General features: G+C 71.9%; 17 protein-coding genes. 11 read left to right on the top strand and 6 right to left on the bottom strand.

The genetic code is table 11. The annotated features are described in order from the left end of the window. The first annotated feature begins 38 nt into the window (after positions 1-38). The 6 genes from ACFE7W_RS12740 (at position 39) to ACFE7W_RS12715 (ending at position 10,111) form a co-directional block, all read left to right on the top strand. Positions 39-2,642, top strand: a complete 2,604-nt coding sequence (locus ACFE7W_RS12740) for a molybdopterin oxidoreductase family protein (RefSeq protein ID WP_375425168.1) — start codon at positions 39-41, stop codon at positions 2,640-2,642. Continuing rightward, entirely contained in the window at positions 2,642-5,152 is a 2,511-nt protein-coding gene (gene nirB, locus ACFE7W_RS12735) for a nitrite reductase large subunit NirB (protein WP_375425167.1), read from the top strand. Before ACFE7W_RS12740 ends, nirB begins: the two co-directional genes overlap by 1 nt. Further along, complete coding sequence (locus ACFE7W_RS12730; protein WP_375425166.1) at positions 5,149-5,499, top strand: Rieske (2Fe-2S) protein; 351 nt, start codon at positions 5,149-5,151, stop codon at positions 5,497-5,499. Before nirB ends, ACFE7W_RS12730 begins: the two co-directional genes overlap by 4 nt. 29 nt (positions 5,500-5,528) lie before the next feature. Continuing rightward, positions 5,529-6,905 (top strand): nitrate/nitrite transporter, encoded by a 1,377-nt coding sequence (locus tag ACFE7W_RS12725; RefSeq protein WP_375425165.1) that lies wholly within the window; start codon positions 5,529-5,531, stop codon positions 6,903-6,905. 429 nt (positions 6,906-7,334) lie between these two features. Beyond that, complete coding sequence (locus ACFE7W_RS12720; protein WP_375425164.1) at positions 7,335-8,579, top strand: FAD-binding domain-containing protein; 1,245 nt, start codon at positions 7,335-7,337, stop codon at positions 8,577-8,579. 41 nt (positions 8,580-8,620) lie between these two features. Next, on the top strand, positions 8,621-10,111 hold the full coding sequence (locus tag ACFE7W_RS12715; RefSeq protein ID WP_375425163.1) for an exo-alpha-sialidase: 1,491 nt from the start codon (positions 8,621-8,623) through the stop codon (positions 10,109-10,111). A gap of 12 nt (positions 10,112-10,123) precedes the next feature. Here the strand turns inward: ACFE7W_RS12715 and ACFE7W_RS12710 are convergent, their stop codons facing one another. From ACFE7W_RS12710 to ACFE7W_RS12700, 3 genes are all read right to left on the bottom strand, one after another. Beyond that, complete coding sequence (locus ACFE7W_RS12710; RefSeq protein ID WP_375425162.1) at positions 10,124-10,702, bottom strand: DUF664 domain-containing protein; 579 nt, start codon at positions 10,700-10,702, stop codon at positions 10,124-10,126. 68 nt (positions 10,703-10,770) lie between these two features. Next, the gene (locus ACFE7W_RS12705) at positions 10,771-11,790 is read right to left on the bottom strand and encodes a GNAT family N-acetyltransferase (RefSeq protein WP_375425161.1); all 1,020 of its coding nucleotides are present in this window, start codon (positions 11,788-11,790) and stop codon (positions 10,771-10,773) included. A 26-nt stretch (positions 11,791-11,816) separates the two neighbouring features. Next, positions 11,817-12,836: a hypothetical protein gene (locus ACFE7W_RS12700; RefSeq protein WP_375425160.1), complete on the bottom strand. Its 1,020-nt coding sequence runs from the start codon at positions 12,834-12,836 to the stop codon at positions 11,817-11,819. A gap of 130 nt (positions 12,837-12,966) precedes the next feature. Here ACFE7W_RS12700 and ACFE7W_RS12695 point away from each other — a divergent pair, with 130 nt between their 5' ends. After that, positions 12,967-13,542 carry an AAA family ATPase gene (locus tag ACFE7W_RS12695; RefSeq protein ID WP_375425159.1) on the top strand — a complete coding sequence of 192 codons (576 nt, stop codon included), beginning with the start codon at positions 12,967-12,969 and terminating at the stop codon, positions 13,540-13,542. A 31-nt stretch (positions 13,543-13,573) separates the two neighbouring features. On the opposite strand, the gene ACFE7W_RS12690 is transcribed toward ACFE7W_RS12695, so the two are convergent. After that, positions 13,574-13,975, bottom strand: a complete 402-nt coding sequence (locus ACFE7W_RS12690; protein ID WP_375425158.1) for a VOC family protein — start codon at positions 13,973-13,975, stop codon at positions 13,574-13,576. Positions 13,976-14,009: 34 nt separating this feature from the next. On the opposite strand from ACFE7W_RS12690, the gene ACFE7W_RS12685 reads away from it, so the two are divergent. The 3 genes from ACFE7W_RS12685 to ACFE7W_RS12675 all read left to right on the top strand — a co-directional run bounded on the left by ACFE7W_RS12685 (position 14,010) and on the right by ACFE7W_RS12675 (position 16,969). After that, positions 14,010-14,537 carry a DUF1697 domain-containing protein gene (locus tag ACFE7W_RS12685; RefSeq protein WP_375425157.1) on the top strand — a complete coding sequence of 176 codons (528 nt, stop codon included), beginning with the start codon at positions 14,010-14,012 and terminating at the stop codon, positions 14,535-14,537. Between the two features lie 123 nt (positions 14,538-14,660). Continuing rightward, positions 14,661-16,229 carry an NCS1 family nucleobase:cation symporter-1 gene (locus tag ACFE7W_RS12680; RefSeq protein WP_375425156.1) on the top strand — a complete coding sequence of 523 codons (1,569 nt, stop codon included), beginning with the start codon at positions 14,661-14,663 and terminating at the stop codon, positions 16,227-16,229. A gap of 2 nt (positions 16,230-16,231) precedes the next feature. After that, positions 16,232-16,969 (top strand): aspartate/glutamate racemase family protein, encoded by a 738-nt coding sequence (locus tag ACFE7W_RS12675; protein WP_375425155.1) that lies wholly within the window; start codon positions 16,232-16,234, stop codon positions 16,967-16,969. A 69-nt stretch (positions 16,970-17,038) separates the two neighbouring features. Here the strand turns inward: ACFE7W_RS12675 and ACFE7W_RS12670 are convergent, their stop codons facing one another. Next, positions 17,039-17,857, bottom strand: coding sequence for a MerR family transcriptional regulator (locus tag ACFE7W_RS12670; RefSeq protein ID WP_375425154.1), 819 nt, complete (start codon positions 17,855-17,857; stop codon positions 17,039-17,041). Positions 17,858-17,871: 14 nt separating this feature from the next. Beyond that, positions 17,872-18,687 carry a hypothetical protein gene (locus ACFE7W_RS12665; RefSeq protein WP_375425153.1) on the bottom strand — a complete coding sequence of 272 codons (816 nt, stop codon included), beginning with the start codon at positions 18,685-18,687 and terminating at the stop codon, positions 17,872-17,874. A 192-nt stretch (positions 18,688-18,879) separates the two neighbouring features. Here ACFE7W_RS12665 and ACFE7W_RS12660 point away from each other — a divergent pair, with 192 nt between their 5' ends. Continuing rightward, positions 18,880-20,379, top strand: coding sequence for a DUF222 domain-containing protein (locus tag ACFE7W_RS12660; protein ID WP_375425152.1), 1,500 nt, complete (start codon positions 18,880-18,882; stop codon positions 20,377-20,379). Positions 20,380-20,397: the final 18 nt, after the last annotated feature.

Raw genomic sequence — 20,397 nt, 5'->3', positions numbered from 1 at the left:
TCCCGGTGCCCGTAACAGCGGTTACCCACGATGAGCGCGTGAGCCCTGGCCCATCCGTGACCCCCACGCGGACCCCCACCCCGACGCACTGCCCGTACTGCTCGCTGCAGTGCGGAGTCTCGGTGGTGGCCGGCGACCGGCCGGCGACGCTCGAGCCGCTGCCGGACTTCCCGACCAACCGGGGCGGGCTCTGCTCGAAGGGCTGGAACGCGACCAGCCTGCTCGACCACCCGTCTCGGCTCCTGTCGCCGCTGGTCCGCAGCGTGCCCGGAGACCGGGGCAGCGAGCTCCGGCCCGCGACGTGGGACGAGGCTCTCGATCGTGTGGCGAGCACGATCATCTCGCTGCAGGAGGAGTCCGGTCGCGACGCCGTCGGCTGTTTCGGCGGCGGCGGGCTGACGAACGAGAAGGCCTACGCCTTCGGCAAGTTCGCCCGGGTCGCGCTGCGCAGCGCCATGATCGACTACAACGGCCGGTTCTGCATGTCGTCGGCGGCCACGGCCTGCAACAAGGCCCTGGGCATCGACCGCGGGCTGCCGTTCCCGCTCGCCGACCTCGCGCAGGCGCGGGCGATCCTGCTGGTCGGCTCCAACCCGGCGGCCACCATGCCGCCCGCGATGCAGTTCTTCGACGAGGGCCGGGCCGCCGGGGCGACCCACATCGTGGTCGACCCGCGCCGCACCGCGACGGCCAAGGGGGCGTCGCTGCACCTGGCTCCCTCCCCGGGCACCGACCTGGCCCTGGCCAACGGCCTGCTGCACCTCGCCATCCGGGAGGACCTGGTCGACGAGACCTACATCGCGAACCGGACCACCGGCTTCGGCGCGGTCCGAGCCAGCGTCAGCGCGTACTGGCCCGACCGGGTGGAACGCATCACCGGGGTCCCGGTCGCCGCGCTCGAGCAGACGGTCCGCGCCCTCGCGGCAGCACCGAGCGCGATGGTCCTGACCGCCCGCGGAGCCGAGCAGCACAGCAGCGGCACCGACACCGCGCAGGCGTTCCTCAACCTGGCCCTGGCGCTCGGGCTGCCCGGGAAGCCGTACTCCGGCTACGGCACCATCACCGGTCAGGGCAACGGCCAGGGCGGCCGCGAGCACGGGCAGAAGGCCGACCAGCTGCCCGGCTACCGCAAGCTCACCGACCCGGCCGACCGGGCGCACGTGGCCGCGGTCTGGGGGATCGACCCCGAGGAGCTGCCCCAGCCCGGCCTGTCGGCGTTCGAGATGCTCGACCGGCTCGGCACGCCGGGCGGGGTCCGCGGACTGCTGGTGCTGGCCTCCAACGTGGTGGTCTCGGCCCCTGACGTCAACCGGGTCCGCGAGCGGCTGGCCGCTCTCGACCTGCTCGTGGTCTCCGACATCTTCCTCTCCGAGACCGCCGAGCTGGCCGACGTCGTCTTCCCGACCGCCCAGTGGGCGGAGGAGGAGGGCACGATGACCAACCTCGAGGGCCGGGTGATCCGCCGCAGACAGGCGCTGCGACCACCCGTCGGCGTCCACGACGACCTGTACCTGATGCACGGGCTCGCCCAGCGGCTCGGCCGGGGCCGGTACTTCTCCACCGACCCGCGTGAGGTCTTCGACGAGCTGCGACGGGCCAGCGCCGGCGGGATCGCCGACTACTCCGGCATCAGCTACGAGCGGATCGAGGCCGAGCAGGGCGTCTTCTGGCCCTGCCCGCAGGCCGCGCCCGACGAGCCGCCGCATCCGGGCACACCGCGGCTCTTCGGCGACTCGTTCCCGACCGCCGACGGCCGGGCCCGCTTCTTCCGGGTCGAGTACCGGGCGCCGGAGGAGAGCCCCGACGCACGGTTCCCCTACGTGCTGACCACCGGACGGCTGATGGCCCAGTACCAGAGCGGCACCCAGACCCGGCGGCACCTGGCGACGGCGCAGTCCGCGGTCCAGCCCGAGGTCCAGCTGCACCCCGACCTGGCCCGCAGCCTGAAGATCGAGGTCGCCGACATCGTCCAGCTCAGGACCCGGCGGGGTGCGGCCAACTTCCGCGCCAGCATCAACACCGACATCCGCCCCGACGTCGTCTTCGTGCCCTTCCACTGGGGTGGCGCCTCGGCGGCGAACGCCCTGACCAACCCCGCTCTGGACCCCCACTCGCGGATGCCCGCCTTCAAGGTCTGCGCCGTCGCGGTGGCCAGGGTCGGATCGCCCGACGACGAGCACCTCCTCAGCACCTCGCCCCGACAGACCCTGACTCGCAGGGGGGACGACCCCCCTGACCCCGCGAACAAGCTCGTGAACCGGCGCCTCCAGCCCCACCGACGTAAGGACATCCCGATGATCAGCCAGAACCGCTTCCTGCAGGGCATCTACCCGTTCGAGGGGGCCGGCCTGGACAAGCCCTCGCCGGTCAGCGCCGAGCTGACCCACGTGGTCCCCGAGGGGATCGTCGCGCAGGCGCTGTACTTCCGCGGTGGCAACTCCAGCGGCGAGCTGGTCGTGGTCGTCCTGATGCGCGACGGCGTCCCGATGCGCTACTTCCCGATCGGGGCCAAGGAGAGCGTGCACGTCCCGCTGCGGGTGGTCGAGGACATCGACGGCGGCTCGGCGGTCGAGCTGCAGCTGGCCGCGCCCGTCGGCCTCAGCGGCACCGTCGTGGTCGACCTGGGTCTGGTGGAGCACTGATGCTCGCGCCAGCCAAGCGCCAGCTGGTGGTCGTCGGCAACGGGATGGCCGGCGCCCGTGCCGTGGAGGAGATCCTGGCCCGTGGCGGCGCCGAGATGTTCGCCATCACGATGTTCGGCGACGAGCCGTACGGCAACTACAACCGCATCATGCTCAGCCACGTCCTCTCGGGCGAGGAGTCCCACGACGACATCTTCCTCAACTCGCTGCCGTGGTACGAGGAGAACGACATCGCGCTGCACGCCGGCGTCCGGGTCACCAGGATCGACCGGCACGCCCAGGTGGTGCTCAGCGACGACGGCCAGGTCACGCCCTACGACGACCTGGTGATCGCCACCGGCAGCCGTTCGTTCATGCCGCCGATGGACGGCCTGTACACCCCCGACGGGAGCCTGCTGCCCGGGGTCTTCGCGTTCCGCACCATCGACGACACCCGAGGCATGATCGAGCACGCCACCCACGACGACCACCGCAGGGCGCTGGTGATCGGTGGCGGCCTGCTCGGCCTGGAGGCGGCCCGCGGCCTGCAGAGCCACGGCCTCGACGTCACCGTCGTGCACTCGCCCTCGCACCTGATGAACGCCCAGCTCGGTCCGGCGGGCGGTGAGATCCTGCGGCTCTCGATGGAGGCCCTGGGAATCACGATCCTCACCGGCACCCGCACGACCGCGGTCTGGGGTCCGGACCGGGTCCGCGGCGTCCGACTGAAGGACGGCACCGAGCTGGAGTGCGACCTGATCGTGGTCGCCGCCGGCATCCGGCCCAACACCGAGGTGGCGCTGACTAGCGGGTTCGCGGTCGAGCGGGCCATCGTCGTCGACGACTTCATGCGGACCGCCGACGACGACCACGTGTACGCGGTGGGGGAGTGCGTGCAGCACCGCGGCGAGGTCTACGGCTTGGTCGCCCCGCTCTGGGAGCAGGCGGTGGTGCTGGCCGACCAGATCACCGGTGCCGACCCGACGAATGCCTACCTGGGCTCCCGCACCGCGACCAAGCTCAAGGTCGCCGGGGTCGACGTGGCCTCGATGGGCGTCCTCGGACCGGAGAAGGAGAGCGACGAGCACATCGTCTTCTCCGAGCCGCGGCGGGGCACGTTCAAGTCGATCGTCATCCGGGACGACAAGATCATCGGCGCCACCCTCCTGGGCGACAGCACGAAGGTGGCGTTCCTGCAGCAGGCGTTCGACCGCGGGCTGCCGTTGCCCGAGGCGCGGGTGGAGCTGATGTTCGACCTCGGCGGTCCCACCGAGGAGGTGGGGGTCGCCGAGCTCGCCGACGACGCCCAGGTCTGCAACTGCAACGGGGTGTCCAAGAAGGCGATCGTCGACTGCGTCGGGGCCGGGTGCAAGACGGTGACCGGCGTGATGGACAAGACGAGGGCGGGTAAGGGCTGCGGCACCTGCAAGGGTCTGGTCGCCCAGCTGGTGGAGCACGCGGCCGGTGGCGCGGTTGAGGAGGACCCGTCGGCCGGGTACTACGTGCCCGGTATCCCGATGGCCAAGGCACCACTGATGGAGATCATCCGCGAGCAGGGCCTGACCACGCCGTCGGCGGTGTTCGCCGCACTCGCCCCGGACGGTGCCGAGGACGCCAAGTCAAAGATGGGCCTCGCCTCGCTGCTCAAGATGATGTACGGCGAAGGATATGCCGAGGAGAAGGACTCCCGGTTCATCAACGACCGGGTCAACGCCAACATCCAGAAGGACGGGACCTTCTCCGTCGTGCCGCAGATGCGCGGCGGGGTGACCACCCCCGAGCAGCTGCGCCGGATCGCCGACGTGGCCGACAAGTACGCCGTCCCCCTGGTCAAGCTGACCGGCGGCCAGCGGATCGACCTGCTGGGGATCAAGAAGGAGGACCTGCCGGGCGTCTGGGCCGACCTCGACATGCCGTCCGGCTACGCGTACGGGAAGTCCTTCCGCACGGTCAAGACCTGCGTCGGGCAGGAGTTCTGCCGTTTCGGGACCGGCGACTCCACCAAGCTCGGGGTCGAGATCGAGACCCGGATGGCCGGGATGGAGAGCCCGGCCAAGATGAAGCTGGCCGTGTCCGGATGCCCGCGCAACTGCGCGGAGTCGCTCTGCAAGGACGTGGGGATCGTGGCCATCGAGGGCGGTCGCTGGGAGCTCTACGTCGGCGGCGCGGCCGGCGCCCACATCCGCAAGGGCGACCTGCTCGGCACCGTCGACTCCGCCGATGAGGCGAAGCTGCTGACCGGGCGCTTCCTGCAGTACTACCGCGAGAGTGCCAACTGGCTCGAGCGGACGTACGCCTGGGTGCCGCGGGTCGGGATCGAAGAGATCCGGGCGGTGGTGGTCGAGGACCGAGATGGGATCGCCGCGCGGCTGGACGCCGAGGTCCAGCTCCACGCCGACACCCACGTCGACCCGTGGACCCAGGGGCGGGAGCCGATGACCCCCGGCCAGTTCCGCACCGCCCTGCCCCTGGAGGTCCTGCCGCACGTCCCCGCCGGTCGGGCCGCCGAGCTGCTCGGGGGGTCCTGGTGAGCGTGCTGGCCAGCGCGGGGGTTTCAGGGGGTCGCCCCCCTGAGGGGAGAGAGCACCGGCTCGGCACCGTTCAGCAGATCCCGTACGGGGAGGGCCGGGCCTTCGACGTCGAGGGCGAACAGGTGGCCGTCTTCCGGCTGCGCAACGGCGAGGTGCACGCGCTCTCGGCGGTCTGCCCCCACCGCGGCGGTCCGATCGCTGACGGCCAGACCGACAGCACGCACGTGATCTGCCCGCTTCACCTGAACGCGTTCGAGCTCGCCACCGGGTGCTCCACCACCGGGGCCGAGCCTCTGCGCCGCTACGAGGTTCGCGTCGACGGCGACGAGATCGTCCTCACCCGCTGAGAACTGGCCCAACCTGCGAGGAAGACACCATGACCACTGTCAACACCCCCACCGCGACCGCGGCGCCTCAACAACGGCGAGGCGGGCGCTGGATCGACGACTGGCGTCCCGAGGACCTGGACTTCTGGAACACCCAAGGCAAGTCGATCGCCCGACGCAACCTGATCTTCTCCGTCCTCAGCGAGCACATCGGCTTCTCGGTGTGGAGCCTGTGGTCGGTGCTGGTGCTGTTCCTGGGTAAGGACTACGGCTTCGACCCGGCCCAGAAGTTCCTGCTCACCGCGCTGCCGACCCTGGTCGGGTCGGTCCTGCGGATCCCCTACACCTTCGCGGTCGGCAAGTTCGGCGGCCGCAACTGGACCATCGTGGCCGCGCTGCTGCTCCTGCTGCCGACCATCGCCATCGCCCTCGTGCTCAAGCCGGGCGTCTCGTTCACCACGCTGCTCCTGGTCTCGCTGCTCGCCGGGGTGGGCGGCGGTAACTTCGCGTCGTCGATGACCAACATCAACGCCTACTACCCCTCCCGCCTCAAGGGCTGGGCGCTCGGCATCAACGCCGGCGGCGGCAACCTCGGCGTCCCGGTGGTCCAGCTTGTCGGCCTGCTCGTGCTGGCCACCGTCGGCGCCACGCACCCCCGCGCCATGGTCGCGATCTACATCCCGCTGATCCTGCTGGCGGCGCTCGGGGCGGCCCTGACCATGGACAACCTCAGCCAGAACTCCAACGCCAAGGGCGCCATCCGTGAGGTGACCGGGCACTACCAGACCTGGGTCATCTCCCTGCTCTACATCGGCACCTTCGGCTCGTTCATCGGCTTCGGCTTCGCCTTCGGCCAGGTGCTGCTCGTCCAGTTCCCCGGCCAGTTCCCGGTTCCGCTCAAGGCCGCCGCGCTGACCTGGCTCGGGCCGCTGCTCGGCTCGTTGATCCGTCCGGTGGGGGGTGCGCTCGCTGACCGGTACAAGGGTTCGCTGGTCACCTTCTGGAACTTCGTGGCGATGGCGCTGGGTGCGGTGGTGGTGCTGCTCGCCTCCCGGGCGAACTCGCTGCCGCTGTTCCTGGTCGGCTTCGTGATCCTGTTCGTGTTCTCGGGTCTGGGCAACGGTGCCGTCTACAAGATGATCCCGGCGATCTTCAGCGCCAAGGCCCAGCTGTCCACCGGTGCCGGAGCCGACGAGGTCGAGGCCGCCCGGCTCGCCACCAAGCGGTCCGGCGCACTGATCGGCCTGGCCGGGGCGATCGGCGCCTTCGGCGGCGTGCTGGTCAACCTGGCCTTCCGCCAGTCCTTCCTGACCCTGAAGAACGGCGACGGCGCCTACGTCGCCTTCCTCGTCTTCTACGCCATCTGCTTCGCCGTCACCTGGGCGATCTTCATCCGCCCGCGCGCCGGCAAGCTGCAGGGGGTCTGAGCCCGCAGGCTCCTCGAGCGGCAGGGCGTCCGAGCTGGGCCCTGCAGGGCAGCGGGCGTCGGGACCTCCCGGCGCCCACTGCTGCGCCCAGGCCGTACCAGCGGGCGGGCGAGGGTGAGCGTCGACGACGATGAGGTGTGCCCTCACTCGAGATCCCTCTACCCGACGCTTCGACGCCATGGTCCTCGACGACAACGAGCTCGGGCACCGGCTGTGGCTCGCGGCTGGCTACTGCCGCCAGAACGACTGGGGACGCTGGGTCAAGACCGCCTGAGCAGTTCTCACCGGCCCGGGCCCCTGTCGGCCTGCTCACCTGGCGCGATAGTGACGGGTGTATGCGGGACAATCGCTCCAGCTGGCCCGTCCCGCCATGCCCAGCCTTCGCAGACCGGTCGCATCCGGGGCCGGTGCCCCGGTGGAAGTGAGCACGTGCCGTTGCTCCCCACCCCGCCCGCCGATCCCGAGGACGTCTTGGACTGGGTCGCCGCTCACCTGGGCGACCTGACCCTCGAGGGGCCCGAGGGCGTGGCCGCTGGTGGTTTCCGTGGCGGACAGGCCGCGGCGGATGCCGCGCTCGCCCAGCTCGACATCACCGGGTACGCCCGCAACCGCAGCACCGTCCTGCCCGAGTCGCGGCGGGGGGCGAGCCAGCTGTCCCCCTACATCCGGTACGGGTTGCTGCCGCTGCCGCAGGTGTGGGCGGCGGTCGCCGGTGCCCCGGCCGGGGACCGGAAGCGCTACCGCGACGAGCTGCTCTGGGCTGAGTACGCCCGACACCTCTACGCCCGGACCGGCCCGGCGCTGGGGCGACCGCTACGTCGCGAGCAGCCCCGGTCGACCGTCTGGGCGGGGGAGCCGTGGCCCGCGGAGATGGCGTGCATGGACTTCGTGGTGGGTGAGCTGCACCGCGACGGCTGGCTGGTCAACCAGACCCGGATGTGGCTCGCCTCCCAGTGGAGCGTCCGGGCCGGCGCCGAGTGGCGCGAGGGTGAGCAGCAGATGTTCGCGCACCTGCTGGACGGGTCCCGCGCCGCGAACCGGCTCGGCTGGCAGTGGACGACCGGGACCGGCAGCGGCAAGGCGTACGGCTTCAGCCGCTGGCAGGTCGAGAAGCGCGCGCCGCAGCTGTGCCGGCACTGCCCGTTACGCCAAACCTGCCCGGTCCAGGGGTGGCCCGACGCCGACCTCGGACCGGCGGTGGAGGGACCCGACCTCGGGACCGGGCCGACGCCCGCGGGCCCCGAGACGATGGAGGGCCAGGACGGCGAGGTGACCTGGCTGACTGCGGAGTCCCTGGGCGTCGACGACCCCGCGCTCGCGGCCGACGTCGGCCGACCCGCCGTCTTCGTCTTCGACGAGCCGTTGCTGCGCCGGCTGCGTCTCTCGGGCAAGCGACTGGTCTTCCTGGCCGAGACCCTCGGCGAGCTGGCGAGCACCCGACCGCTCGAGGTGCGGCGGGGCGATCCGGTCGCCGAGCTCGCGGGGCGTCGGCTCGCCACGACCTACGCCCCCGTCCCCGGCTGGGCGCGTCGGGCCGCACAGCTGCAGGTCACCGAGCTGCACCCCTGGCCCTGGCTCCGCCGGCCCGGGAACGCCTCCCTGCGCTCCTACAGCGCCTGGGTCTCCGGCGGTCGGGTCGGCGGACGGCCTGCGGCCGGCAGGTCCCGCACCTAGACTCAGCGGCAGGCTCGGGGCCGACACGGAGGCCCGACCCGATGACCAGCCACCCCCTGACCGGATCTGTCCTCGCAGTCCTCAGTTTGGTCCTGGGCCTGCAGCCCACGTCGAGCTCGGCCCAGGCCGGGCCCACCCCCACGTCGTCGCTCCCCGCGCGGTGCACCGCGACGCCCTTCCTCACCTCGGTGCCGAAGCGGATGGTCTACCGCATCCCGGCTCTCGTGGCCACGCCGCGGGGCACGCTGGTCGCGTTCGCCGAACGACGGCGCAGCACGGCGGTGGCGAGCGACCTCTCCGACACCGAGGTGGTGGTGGCGCGCTCGGTCGACCGCGGCTGCCACTGGACCGCTCCGCGGGTGGTGGCCGACTCCGGCACCGACACCGTGGGCAACCCGGCACCGGTCGTCGACACCACGACCGGCACGGTCCTGCTGCTCACCGTCGACCGACCCCGGGTGGGCCGGCCCAGCGCCGGGCCCGGCGGTCGCGGCCTCCACCTGCAGCGCAGCACCGACGACGGGTTGACCTTCACCTCCTACGCCGACGCCCGGCTGGACCTGGCGCACACGCCCGGCTGGAAGGGCGGGCTGACCGGCCCGGGCCACGCGATCCAGCTGCACAACCCGGCCAGCCCGCACCGCGGCCGGATCGTCGTGCCGCTGGGCTACAAGTCAGGGGACCGCTACGGCACCTACGGCCTGGTCAGTGACGACCACGGCGTGCACTGGTCCGTCGGCTACCACGCGCTGACCGTTGACGCGCGGATCGAGGGCACCGTCGCCGAGCTGGCCGACGGCCGGCTCTGGGTCAGCTACCACTCCCGGGGTCCTGCGGCGGTCGGCCGCGGCCGCGTCGGCGCCTACTCCCTCGACGGCGGTCGGACTCTCACCGGGCCCTTCCGGCGGGCCGGGCTGCCGGTGGTGTCGGTCCAGGGCAGCGCGCTGGCCCTCACCGGCACCCATGCGGGAGTCCTCCTCTACTCCTCACCGGCCGGTCAGGACCCGCGTCGGCGGCACCAGATGGCGCTGTTCGCCAGCCGTGGGGCCACGGCCGGACGGGGGTGGGCAGCGCCGTACGACGTCCAGCTGGACAGCCGGCCCGCGTCCTACTCCGACCTGGTGCAGCTCGATGACGGCAGCGTCGGCGTGCTCTACGAGACCGGCCGGACGTCCTGGCACGAGCGGATCGTCTTCCGCAGCCTCGACGTCGCCGACGTCCTCGCCCCGACGCGGACCGCCGCCCGCCTGACCGTGACCGTGCCCCGCCGGGTCCGCGCGGGTCGTGCCCCGCGACCGACCCTGCTCGTACGGGTGGCCGGGGCGACCTCACCCGCGGGCGACCTGCGCGTCCGGCTGAGCGGGCCCGGCGTGAACCGGACGCAGACCCTCGCGCTGATGCCCGGGAGCAGCGGCACGAGGGTCGTGACGCTCGGCCGGCTGGCCAAGGGGCGGTACCGACTGCAGGTCCGCTACAGCGGCACGGCGCGGATCACCGGCGTCACCCGGACCGTGACCATCACGGCGGACTGACGGCGGCCCATCTCAGTAGCCGGTGCGGCCGTCGACGGCTTCGCGGAGCAGGTCCATGTGGCCGAGGTGGCGGGCGTACTCCTCGATCAGGTGGGTCTGGATCCAGCGGAGGTTGACGGCCTTGCCGCGCCGGGTGCTTCGGGCCAGGAGGTCGAGGTCACTCCAGGAGGCGGCGACGGCCCGAACGGTGACCAGCTCCGAGGTGTAGGCGGCGACGTCGGCTGCGGCGGTCGCGGGGGTGGCGTCGTCGAAGTCCCCGTCGGGACTCTCGGGGGTGCAGTAGTAGTCGGTGACGTCCTGATCGTCGAGCAGGACGACCCGCCACCAGTAGGCCTCGACCTCGGTCAGGTGCCGTACGACCCCGACCAGGCTCAACGACGACGGGGGCGAGGACCGGGCGGCGAGCTGGTCGGCGTCCAGGCCGGCGATCTTGAGCAGCACGGTCTCGCGGTAGAGCTCGAGCCAGTGGTCGAGGACAGCCCGTTCGTTCCCGGTCATGGGGCCGTCGGTGCGGGTGTCCTCGCGCTCGGCGACGACGGCGGAGCTTGGTCGGTCGGGTACGGGTTCAACGGGTGTGGGGTGATCGGGCATGGCCGGACTGTCGCACCGATCCTCGGTCCCTGTCGAGCGGCTTACCGGGCGGCCCGGGGTCAGCCGGGTCAGCGCAGGGCTGCGTACAGGTCCATGTCGCGCCGGCGGCCGCCGATCTCCTGGTGCCGGCGGAGCCGCCCCTCCCAGCGGTAGCCGGCTCGCTCGGCGGTCCGTCGGGAGGCGACGTTGTCCGGTTCGACGTACAGCTCGATCCGGTGCAGGCCGGGCAGGGTCCAGCCGAAGTCGGTCAGCGACCGCAGCGCGTCGACGGCCAGACCACGACCGCGGGCCGACGGACGGATCGCGTAGCCGGCCGTGGCTCGTCCGCCGACGAGGCCACGGGTCCACAGCCCGGCACTCCCGAGCGGCTCGTCGTACCGGTCGGCCACGCAGAAGCTGAAGCCGACCCCCTCATCCAGCCGGCCCTGCTGGCGCCCGATCCACGCCTCGGCGCCGGCCTCGTCGGCGTCAGCGGGCAGCGAGCCGATCAGCGGCAGGTACGGGTCGCTCGCCAGCTCCCGCACCATGGCCACGTCGGTTCCGACGAACGCCCGCAGCCGCACCCGCCCCCACGTCGGCGCCACCTCCGGCCACACCAGCGTCGAGTCGTCGAGCAGCCGGCCGAGGACCGTGGTCGGCTCGCCGGTGGACCGGAGGACGAACGTCTCGGCGTCGACGAACCCGCACCGCCGGTAGAAGGCCACGGCCGGCCCACCGGTCGCCACCCACAAGCGGAGGTGCGCCCGTCGGGCGGCCTCGGCGTGGACCGCGGACACCAGCAGGCGGCCGACCTCCTGCCGCCGGTGGCCAGGGGCGACCACCAGACCCAGCAGCCATGGCGTGCGGCCGGCCCGCTCCGCGTCGCTCAGCCCGTCGTCCGTCCGGTCCAGCGCCGCCCCGCCCCAGACGTCACCGTCCGGGCCGACCGCCGCCAGCGTGAGGGGCAGGTCGTGCCCGGCCTCGCGGGCCGTCACCGCCACCCAGTGGGAGAGGTCCTGCACGGCGTCTCCCCACGCGCGCCATCGCAGCTCCGCGACGGCACCGACCAGCTCGGGGTGCTCGGCGAGGTCGACCAGCCGTGGGGTCATGGCGCCACTCTGCCCGACTCCCGCCCCTACCAGGTCAGAGAAAGGTAGTCCTGCTGCCGGCGACGGACCAGCTCGACCAGGTCGGGGTCGTTGCTCCGGCCCTGGCCGCGCAGGGCCACCTGCCAGCGCGCGTTGAAGGCGACGATCCACGCGGCTGCTCCGGCCGCCAGATGCTGCTCCCCGTCGGACAGTGGCGTGCCCCGCGCGGTGTCGAAGTCCTGCAGGAACCAGGCGGCCTCCTCCGGCGTCGACAGACCGCCGCCACCGGTCGAGCTGGCCGCGTAGCAGGCGGCGGCGAAGCCGGCGATGACGGCCTCGCGGTCGGCGACCAGCTCCCAGTCGAACGTGCCCACCAGCTCGCCGTCGGCGACCACGGTGTTGCCGCCGTACCAGTCGGCGTGCCCGACCACCACCGCGTACCGGTCCCGGTGAGCCAGGATCTGGTCGGCGGCCCGGCGTCCGAAGTCGTCGAGCCACGCCTCATCCGGCGGGGTCGTACTGAAGTCGACGACGCTGTCGTGGGGCACGGGCCACGGGCCCGCCTGGTAGTGGCACCACGACGGCCCTGGACCGGCTCGACTGAGGAGGTCCGGAGCCTCGCGCAGCACGGCGATGTGCCGGGCCAGTCCCGCCGCGAGCAGTCGTCGGTGGGCCGGATCGCGACCATCCGGTGTCGCGCCCTCCTGCAGGCTCTCCGCCGTGAGGACGTGGCCGCCCGTCTCGTCGGGACCGGAGAGTGGCGTCGGGCAGGGGAAGCCGGCTCGGCTGAGGACCAGCTGAGCGTCGTTGGCGGCTCGCCGGGCGTGCAGGTCCACGGGAGGTCGATGGGCCTTGAGCACGACCGCGCGGCCGTCGTCGAGCTCGACCCCCCAGACCACATCGATCCGTCCAGCACGGAAGCGGACCCGCCCGATGCCGCTGCCGAGGTGCCGTCGGGCGTAGCCGTCCAGGAACGCGTGGAGAGCCGGGGCCGTCACCGGTCCGAGCACCGCCCGCTCCGTCTCGCTCACCGCCTCCGGGGACGCGACCTCGTGCCCACCGGCCATCTGCCCGCTCTCCGTCCTGCGGACCGGCCCGACGGCCGACCGACCTCGTCCGGGATCCTAGGCCAGAGCCCCGCCCTGCTGCTGCCGGTCCTCCCGTTCGCTCACGTCGGGGCCTTCCTACGCTGGGCGGGTGCCGCTCCTCACCGCAGACGACCCGCTGCCCGGCCGCCCCCGGCGCATCGTGGTCGCGGGCACCTCGGGATCGGGCAAGACGACGCTGGCCCGAGCGGTCGGTGAACGGCTTGGCCTCCCGCACGTGGAGATCGACGCCTTGTTCCACGGGCCCGGCTGGGTGCCCAGGCCGACCTTCGAGGACGACGTCCACCGCTTCGTCGCCGGTCCGGCCTGGGTCACGGAGTGGCAGTACGGGCCGGTGCGGGATCTGGTCGCCGGGCGCGCGCAGCTGCTGGTCTGGCTCGACCTGAGCCGGCCGCGGGTGATGCACCAGGTGGTCCGGCGCACCCTTCGTCGGAGGCTGCGCCGAGAGGTCCTGTGGAACGGGAACGTCGAGGCCTCGTTGTGGACGATCTTCACCGATCCGGAGCACATCGTCCGGTGGGCGTGGTCCACCCACGCCAGCACCCGGACGCGGGTGCTGGCGCTGGTGGAGCAGCGGCCCGAGCTGGTCGTGGTCCGGTTGTCGCACCGGGCCGCCGTCCGGCGCTGGGTCGCCGGCCCCCTCGCCGCGCTGGCAGCCCGTCCCTGAGGACGCGTCACCGACCCCCGGGCCGCCCGGGTCAGCGGTCTCGTGAGGACAGCACGCAGAACTCGTTGCCCTCGGGGTCGGCGAGCACCACCCAGGTCGCCGAGTCGTCCTGACCGACGTCCACGCGAGTGGCGCCGGAGGCGATCAGCCGGGCGATCTCGGCGTCCCGGTCGTCGCTGGTGTGCGGGGCCAGGTCGAGGTGCAGGCGGTTCTTCACCGTCTTGCCCTCTCGGACCGGCACGAACACCAGCCCGGGCGGCACCTGTTCCCAGGGCAGCGAGTCCAGCAGCTCCGGGGTCGCGTGCTGAGGCACCAGCACCACCTCGTCCTCGGCTTCGTACTCCGTCCGCCAGCCCAGGGCCGAGGCCCACCAGGCGGCCTGGGCGGCGACGTCACGGCAGTCGACCACCACGCTGTACCAGCGAAGTCCCATGCATTCCTCTTTCATCGGGTGCCAGAATCTCATCATGACCCGCTACGTCGCCCTGCTGCGCGGCATCAACGTGGGGACGGCCAAGCGGGTCGCGATGCCGGCCCTGCGGACGATGGCGAGCGAGCGCGGGTACGAGCAGGTGTCCACCCACCTCAACTCCGGCAACCTGCTGCTGGTGGCTGACGAGGATGCGGAGACGGTGCGGAGCCGCCTCGAGCAGGGCATCGAGGACACGTTCGGGCTGCACGCGGACGTGGTCGTCCGGACCGCGGAGCAGCTGTCCGCAGTCGTGGCGGCGAACCCGTTCCCTGGCGGCGACCCCAGCCGGGTGACCGTGGCCTTCCTCGCCGGCCCGGCGACCGACGGGGCGCAGGAGCGGGTCGCCGCCCTGGCCGCGACCGACGAGCCGTACCGGTTCTCGGGTCTCGAGGTGTGGGTCGAGTACGGCCACGGCCAGGCGAACAGCAAGCTCGCGGTGAAGTTCGCGGCCCTGCTGGGCGTGACCGCCACCGTGCGGAACCTGCGGACCGCGACCACGTTGGTCGAGCTCGTCAGTCGCTGACGGCGGGTCCACGGGGAGAACGTCACCGTTCGGTTACATCGGCGCAACCTCCGGACTGACCGCAGTCCCTAGCGTGAGCGGTGCTGCGCGCCCCCTCGAGCGCGCCCTCGAAGGAGGATTCCCATGACGGACACCGCGAACTCGCTGGACACCCACCACGACGTCACCGAGACCCCCGGGCACCCCGGTGGGGACGGCCTGGTCAAGCCGGAGTACGACGACCGGCTGGCCAACACCGACCTCGCGCCGCTGCGCAAGCAGACGTGGTCGAGCTACAACATCTTCGCCTTCTGGATGTCCGACGTGCACAGCGTCGGCGGCTACGTCACCGCCGGCGCACTGTTCTCCCTCGGCATCGCCAGCTGGCAGGTGCTCGTCTCGCTGGTCATCGGCATCTTGATCGTCATGTTCTTCTGCAACCTGGTGGCCAAGCCCAGCCAGGTCAGCGGGGTCCCGTACCCGGTGATCAACCGGGCGATCTTCGGCGTCCGCGGGGCCAACATCCCGGCCATCATCCGCGGCTGCATCGCCATCGCCTGGTACGGCGTCCAGACCTACCTGGCCGCCACCTCGCTCATGATCATCTTCCTCAAGTTCTTCCCGGGATTCTCCGCAGGCTTGGATTCCACGACGTTCCTGGGTCTCTCGCCGCTCGGCTACCTCTGCTACGCGATCCTCTGGGTGGCCCAGGCCGCCGTCTTCTGGCGGGGGATGGAGGCGATCCGCAAGTTCATCGACTTCGCGGGCCCGGCCGTCTACGTGGTCATGATCGCGCTCTGCGTCTACCTCGTCGCCAAGGCCGGGATCGGCAACATCAGCCTGAACCTGAGCACCAAGCACCTGAGCTTCGCCGCCTCCATCCCCGTGATGATCGCCGCGATCGCCTCGGTGGTCTCCTACTTCTCCGGCCCGATGCTGAACTTCGGCGACTTCTCCCGGTACGCGCGCTCCTTCAAGGCCGTCCGCCGGGGTAACACGCTGGGGCTGCCGATCAACTTCCTCTTCTTCTCCATCCTCACCGTCGTCACCGCCTCCGCGACCGTCCCGGTGTTCGGGGAGATGATCACTGACCCCATCAAGACCGTGGAGCGCATCGACTCCGCCTTCGCGATCCTGCTCGGCGGGCTGACCTTCGTCATCGCCACCGTGGGCATCAACATCGTGGCCAACTTCATCTCACCCGCGTTCGACTTCTCCAACGTCAACCCCAAGAAGATCAGCTGGCGGATGGGCGGCATGATCGCCGCGGTCGGGTCGGTCCTGCTGACCCCGTGGAACTGGTACAACAGCGACCAGGGCATCCTCTTCACCCTCGGGATTCTCGGTGCGCTGATCGGCCCGTTGTTCGGCATCCTCATCGCCGGCTACTACCTGGTCAGCAAGCAGCGGGTCTGGGTCGACGAGATGTACACGATGAGCACCACGGGGCGCTACTGGTTCCGCAACGGCTACAACCCGAACGCCGTGGCCGCGGTGCTGATCGGCGGCATCCCGGCGATCACCATGGTGCTGATCGGCGGCGTGGTGTGGGCGAAGTCCTCCAGCGCGATCCTGTCCCACGCCGGTGACTTCAGCTGGTTCCTCGGCTGTGGGCTCGGCTTCGCGGCCTTCTGGCTGCTGGAGCGCCGCAGCCCGCGGATCACCGGCCTCGACACCGACTGCGAGCTCGCCACCGACGGCGTGGGCAAGTAACCGTGAGCGTCGGGGCGGGGACCCGGCCGGTACGGCGGATCGCGGTGGTGAACCCCAACACCACCGTGGCCATGACAGACAAGATGCTGGCCTGCGCCCGGCCGCTGGTGGACCCCGGCACCGAGCTGGTCGGGGTCACCAACGCCTCCGGCCCCGCCTCGATCGAGAGCCACCTGGACGAGGCGCTGGCCGTCCCCGGCCTGCTGCGCGAGATCGGCGCGGGCGAGGCAGCCGGCGTCTCGGGCTACGTCGTCGCCTGCTTCGGCGACCCGGGACTCGACGCCTGCCGCGAGCTCGCGTCCGGTCCGGTGGTGGGCATCGCCGAGGCGGGAATGCACCTGGCCACGATGCTCGGCCGCTCGTTCAGTATCGTCACCACCCTGGCCCGCACCATGGGCCAGGCCGAGCACCTCGTCCAGCGCTACGGCTACGCGGGCAAGTGCCGCAGCATCTACGCCTGCGAGGTGCCGGTGCTGGAGCTGGACGAGCCGGGCTCGGAGGCGCGCAAGCTGGTGGTCGACCACTGCCGCCGGGCCGTGGAGTACGACGAAGCGGACAGCATCGTCCTCGGCTGCGCCGGGATGGCCGACTTCTGCGCCGACGTGTCTGAGCAGGTCGGGGTGCCGGTGATCGACGGCGTGACCGCTGGCGTCCTGCTCGTGGAGTCGATGGTCAAGCTGGGTCTGCGGACCAGCACCCGCTCCGAGTACGCCGCACCGCTGCCCAAGACCTACCTCTGAGAGCGGGCCACCCCGAACGCCGCGAGCAGCAGCGGCGTCCGGCCCGGTAGACCTCACCCCGTCCGGACCTCAGCGGTGGCGGACCGGTTGCTGCAGCTCGGTCACCCAGTCGGACTGGTCGTCCTGGGGCCAGGCGCGGAGGTAGACCTCGCGGCCTGGTCCGGCCGGGGCCCAGCCGTGGGGCTCCAGCGTGAGGATGAGCTGCTGCCAGGAGTCACCGATGGTGTTCATCGACCCGAGGTGCACCGCACAGACGCACTGCTCGACGGCGGGCAGCGCCACGACCTCGAAGCCGGGAGCCGGGGCGCCGGAGTAGTCGTAGCCGACCACCATCCGCAGCGCGTCGTCGTCCCGGTCGGGGTCGAGGTCGTAGACGGCCACCCCGGTCTCGGGGCACCCACCAGCCGCTTGCACAGCCGCCGCCAGCTCGCCGAACAGCGGCTCCACCACGGTGCCGATGTCGGCCGGCGTGGCCACCGAGGCTCGTCGCGCGGCGAGCGTCCGTGGGGGCAGGCTCTTCACCACGTACTCGATCTCGGACAACTGATCCTCCTTCTCGATGAGACGGAGACGGTGCTCGACCCCGGCCAGCCGCATCAGCGCCAGGTCGTGCTCGCTCGCGACCTCGGCTTGCCGAAGCCGGAGCATGCCCCGCAGCTCGTCCGGCGCCAAGGCGTCGTCGAGCAGTCGACGCACCTCGTCCAGCCCGAAGCCGAGCTGCTTCATCGCCATCACCCGGTTGAGCCGGGCGAGCTGGGAAGGGGCGTAGTAGCGGTACCCGGACGAGGGATCCGTCTGCGCCGGGGTGAGCAGGCCGATGTGGTCGTAGTGCCGCAGCATCCGGACCGACACCTGGCCGAGTCGTGCGAAGTCTCCGATGGACAACATGAGCATGTTCTGCGCTATGACACCGTGTCAGGGTCAAGCCCCAAGGCGGCTGGGACCGGCTCGACCGACCAGTTGGAGACGACGTGTCGCACGCCGGCCCCCTGGATCAGCCGGTCCCCGAGGGTCTCGGGGTCGAAGCGGGCACCGCCACGCCAGGCCGCCAGCCGCGGCACGCGTCCAGCAGCCCGGGTGAGCCTGGCCAAGGGCTCGACGACCTCGGAATCCCGGTTGGCCGTCGTGACCTCCGCCGCCGAGCGGTGCGTCGACGTGTGGAAGCAGAGCTCGTGCTGCCCGGCGATCGACCGCAGGTCCTCATCGCTCACCCGCGGCCCGGATTCCAGCATCGTGTGCTCGACGGGAAAGTAGAAGGCCCGCACCCCGAGCCCGGCGCAGAGGTCGGCCGCCCAGAGCGCGGTCTCGCGCTCGCCGTCGTACCACGCCACCATCACCCGCAGTCCGTCGTCGGCAGCGTCCGGGTCGTACGGCTCCCCGAGGTCCAGGACGCGCCGGACGCGCTCGGCGGAGGCGCGGCGGTACTCGGCCGGAACGGCATGGAAGTTCAGCGTCAGCAGGCGGGCCGTCGTCGGGCCCCCGTTCCCGGCGGCGCCGCCTGTCGCGCCGGTCTCGAGCAGTCGTCGGCCGAGCGCGGCCTGCCGCAGGTACCCAGCGGTGCTGAAGGCGGGCTGATCATCCGGCGTCGGCAGCGTCCCCGCGGTGTGCAGCAACATCGGGACGCCGATGTGGCGCTGCTCGTCGGTGAGGACGACCTGAGACAGCCCCGCCGTCGTGCCACCGATCTCGTCGGGGTCCTCGGGGTCGGCATCGTTCACCCGGCCAGTCCACCACGACGGGTCGGTGCCCCGCGCGGGAACGTTCCCGCGGGAACGTTGGCGCCGGACCCATCGAGTCTGGCCACAGCCGCTGACGAGGCTCGACAGAACTGTCGGCACCCTCCCGTAGCGTTCTGAGTATCAGAACACGTGTTCGAAGGGGGAGTCGTGGCGGTGCATGAGGGACACGGAGTGGTGGCAGGTCGCTACGCCGGGATGGCCTTGGCGGTCCAGAGCGAGCCGACAGCGCAGCAGGTCGCCTCCTCGCGGGAGCGGGCCGCTGCGGAGGCTCTGGCGGGCCGGATCTGCGCGGCGGCGGCGACGGCGGCACGATCGGAGTGCCAGCTGTTGGACCTGGTCGGTGAGTTCGACGCGACCGGTGCCGTGCGGTGGTGGTCCGGGGTGAAGTCCCTGGCCCACTGGCTGAGCTGGACCTGCTCGATGTCACCAGGAGCGGCGCGGGAGCGGGTGCGGGTGGCGCGAGCCCTTCGTCGGATGCCCACGGTGCGGGAGGCGTTCGCGGCCGGGCGGCTCTCCTACTCGAAGGTGCGGGAAGCGACCCGGGTGGTCGACGTGGTCGAGGAGTCCCGGCTGTGCGAGCTGGCGCTGACGGCGACGGCGTCCCAGCTGGCTCGGACGATCGCCGGGTTCCGGGCCGCGGACGGGTCCCGGATGGCCCAGCAGGTCAGACGCTCGGTGTCGTGGCGCTACCGAGAGGACGGCACGCTGACGGTGTCGGTCCGGCTGCCCGCGGAGGAGGGTGCCGTCCTGGTGGCCGCCATCACCGCCGCGAAGGGCCAGCTCGGCGCCCCGCCGGCCACACCGGACCCCTCGAAGCCGGAGGTGCCGGCCGACCCGGTCTACTCCTCCGCCGACGCGCTGCTGGACGTGGCGCGCGGGTTCCTCGCCGGCACTCCGGAAGACCGGTCCGGGGAGGACCGGACGCTCGTCGTGGTCCACGTCGACGCTGATCAGCTGGAGCCGAGCGTTCCCGCGGGAACGCCGGCGACGGGCGCGCCTGGCCCGCTCTGCGAGGTGACGGGTGTCGGTCCCGTCGAGCCCGAGACGGCTCGGCGGCTGGCCTGCGACGGCCAGGTGCTCGGCGCGATCGTGCAGGGTGGCGAGGTGCTGGCGCTGGGCCGGGCGCGGCGGCTCGTGTCCCGGGGACAGCGGCGGGCCCTGATGGTGCGTGACCGGATGTGCCAGTTCCCTGGCTGCTCTCAGGTCCGGCACCTGCAGGCCCACCACCGGGTGGCGTGGGCCGCCGGTGGAGCGACGGACCTGGACAACCTCGTCCTGCTCTGCCGGTTCCACCACACCTGCGTGCACGAGGGCGCCATGACCATCCGCCCTTCCTCGGCGGCGGCCGGTGCGGTGGCTCGATGGGAGTTCCTGATGCCCGACGGCACCCTGCACCGATCCTGGTACAGCGCCGAACGGCTGCCCCACCACCTCAACGACCAGCTCAAGGACGAGCTGGCGAGGCAGCGCGAACGGGCGAGCGCCGCGCTGGCCGAGGTGACCGGGATGGACCATCCGGACGCCCGGACCATCCGGCCCGGCTGGGCCGGAGAACGGTTCGACCTCCACGCCTGCGTCGAGGTCCTGTTCGGGCTCCGGCTCCCTGGGGCTGACGAGGGTGGTGAGGCTCCCGGGGGCGAGGAGGGTGAGGAGGCCGGCGTGGCGGCCTGAGCGGGGGAGGGGGCATAC

The organism is uncultured Friedmanniella sp. (assembly GCF_964244285.1).
Classification (GTDB): domain Bacteria; phylum Actinomycetota; class Actinomycetes; order Propionibacteriales; family Propionibacteriaceae; genus Microlunatus.
The sequence above is the reverse complement of the archived record's forward strand: the minus strand, read 5'-3'. Positions and strand labels throughout refer to the sequence as shown.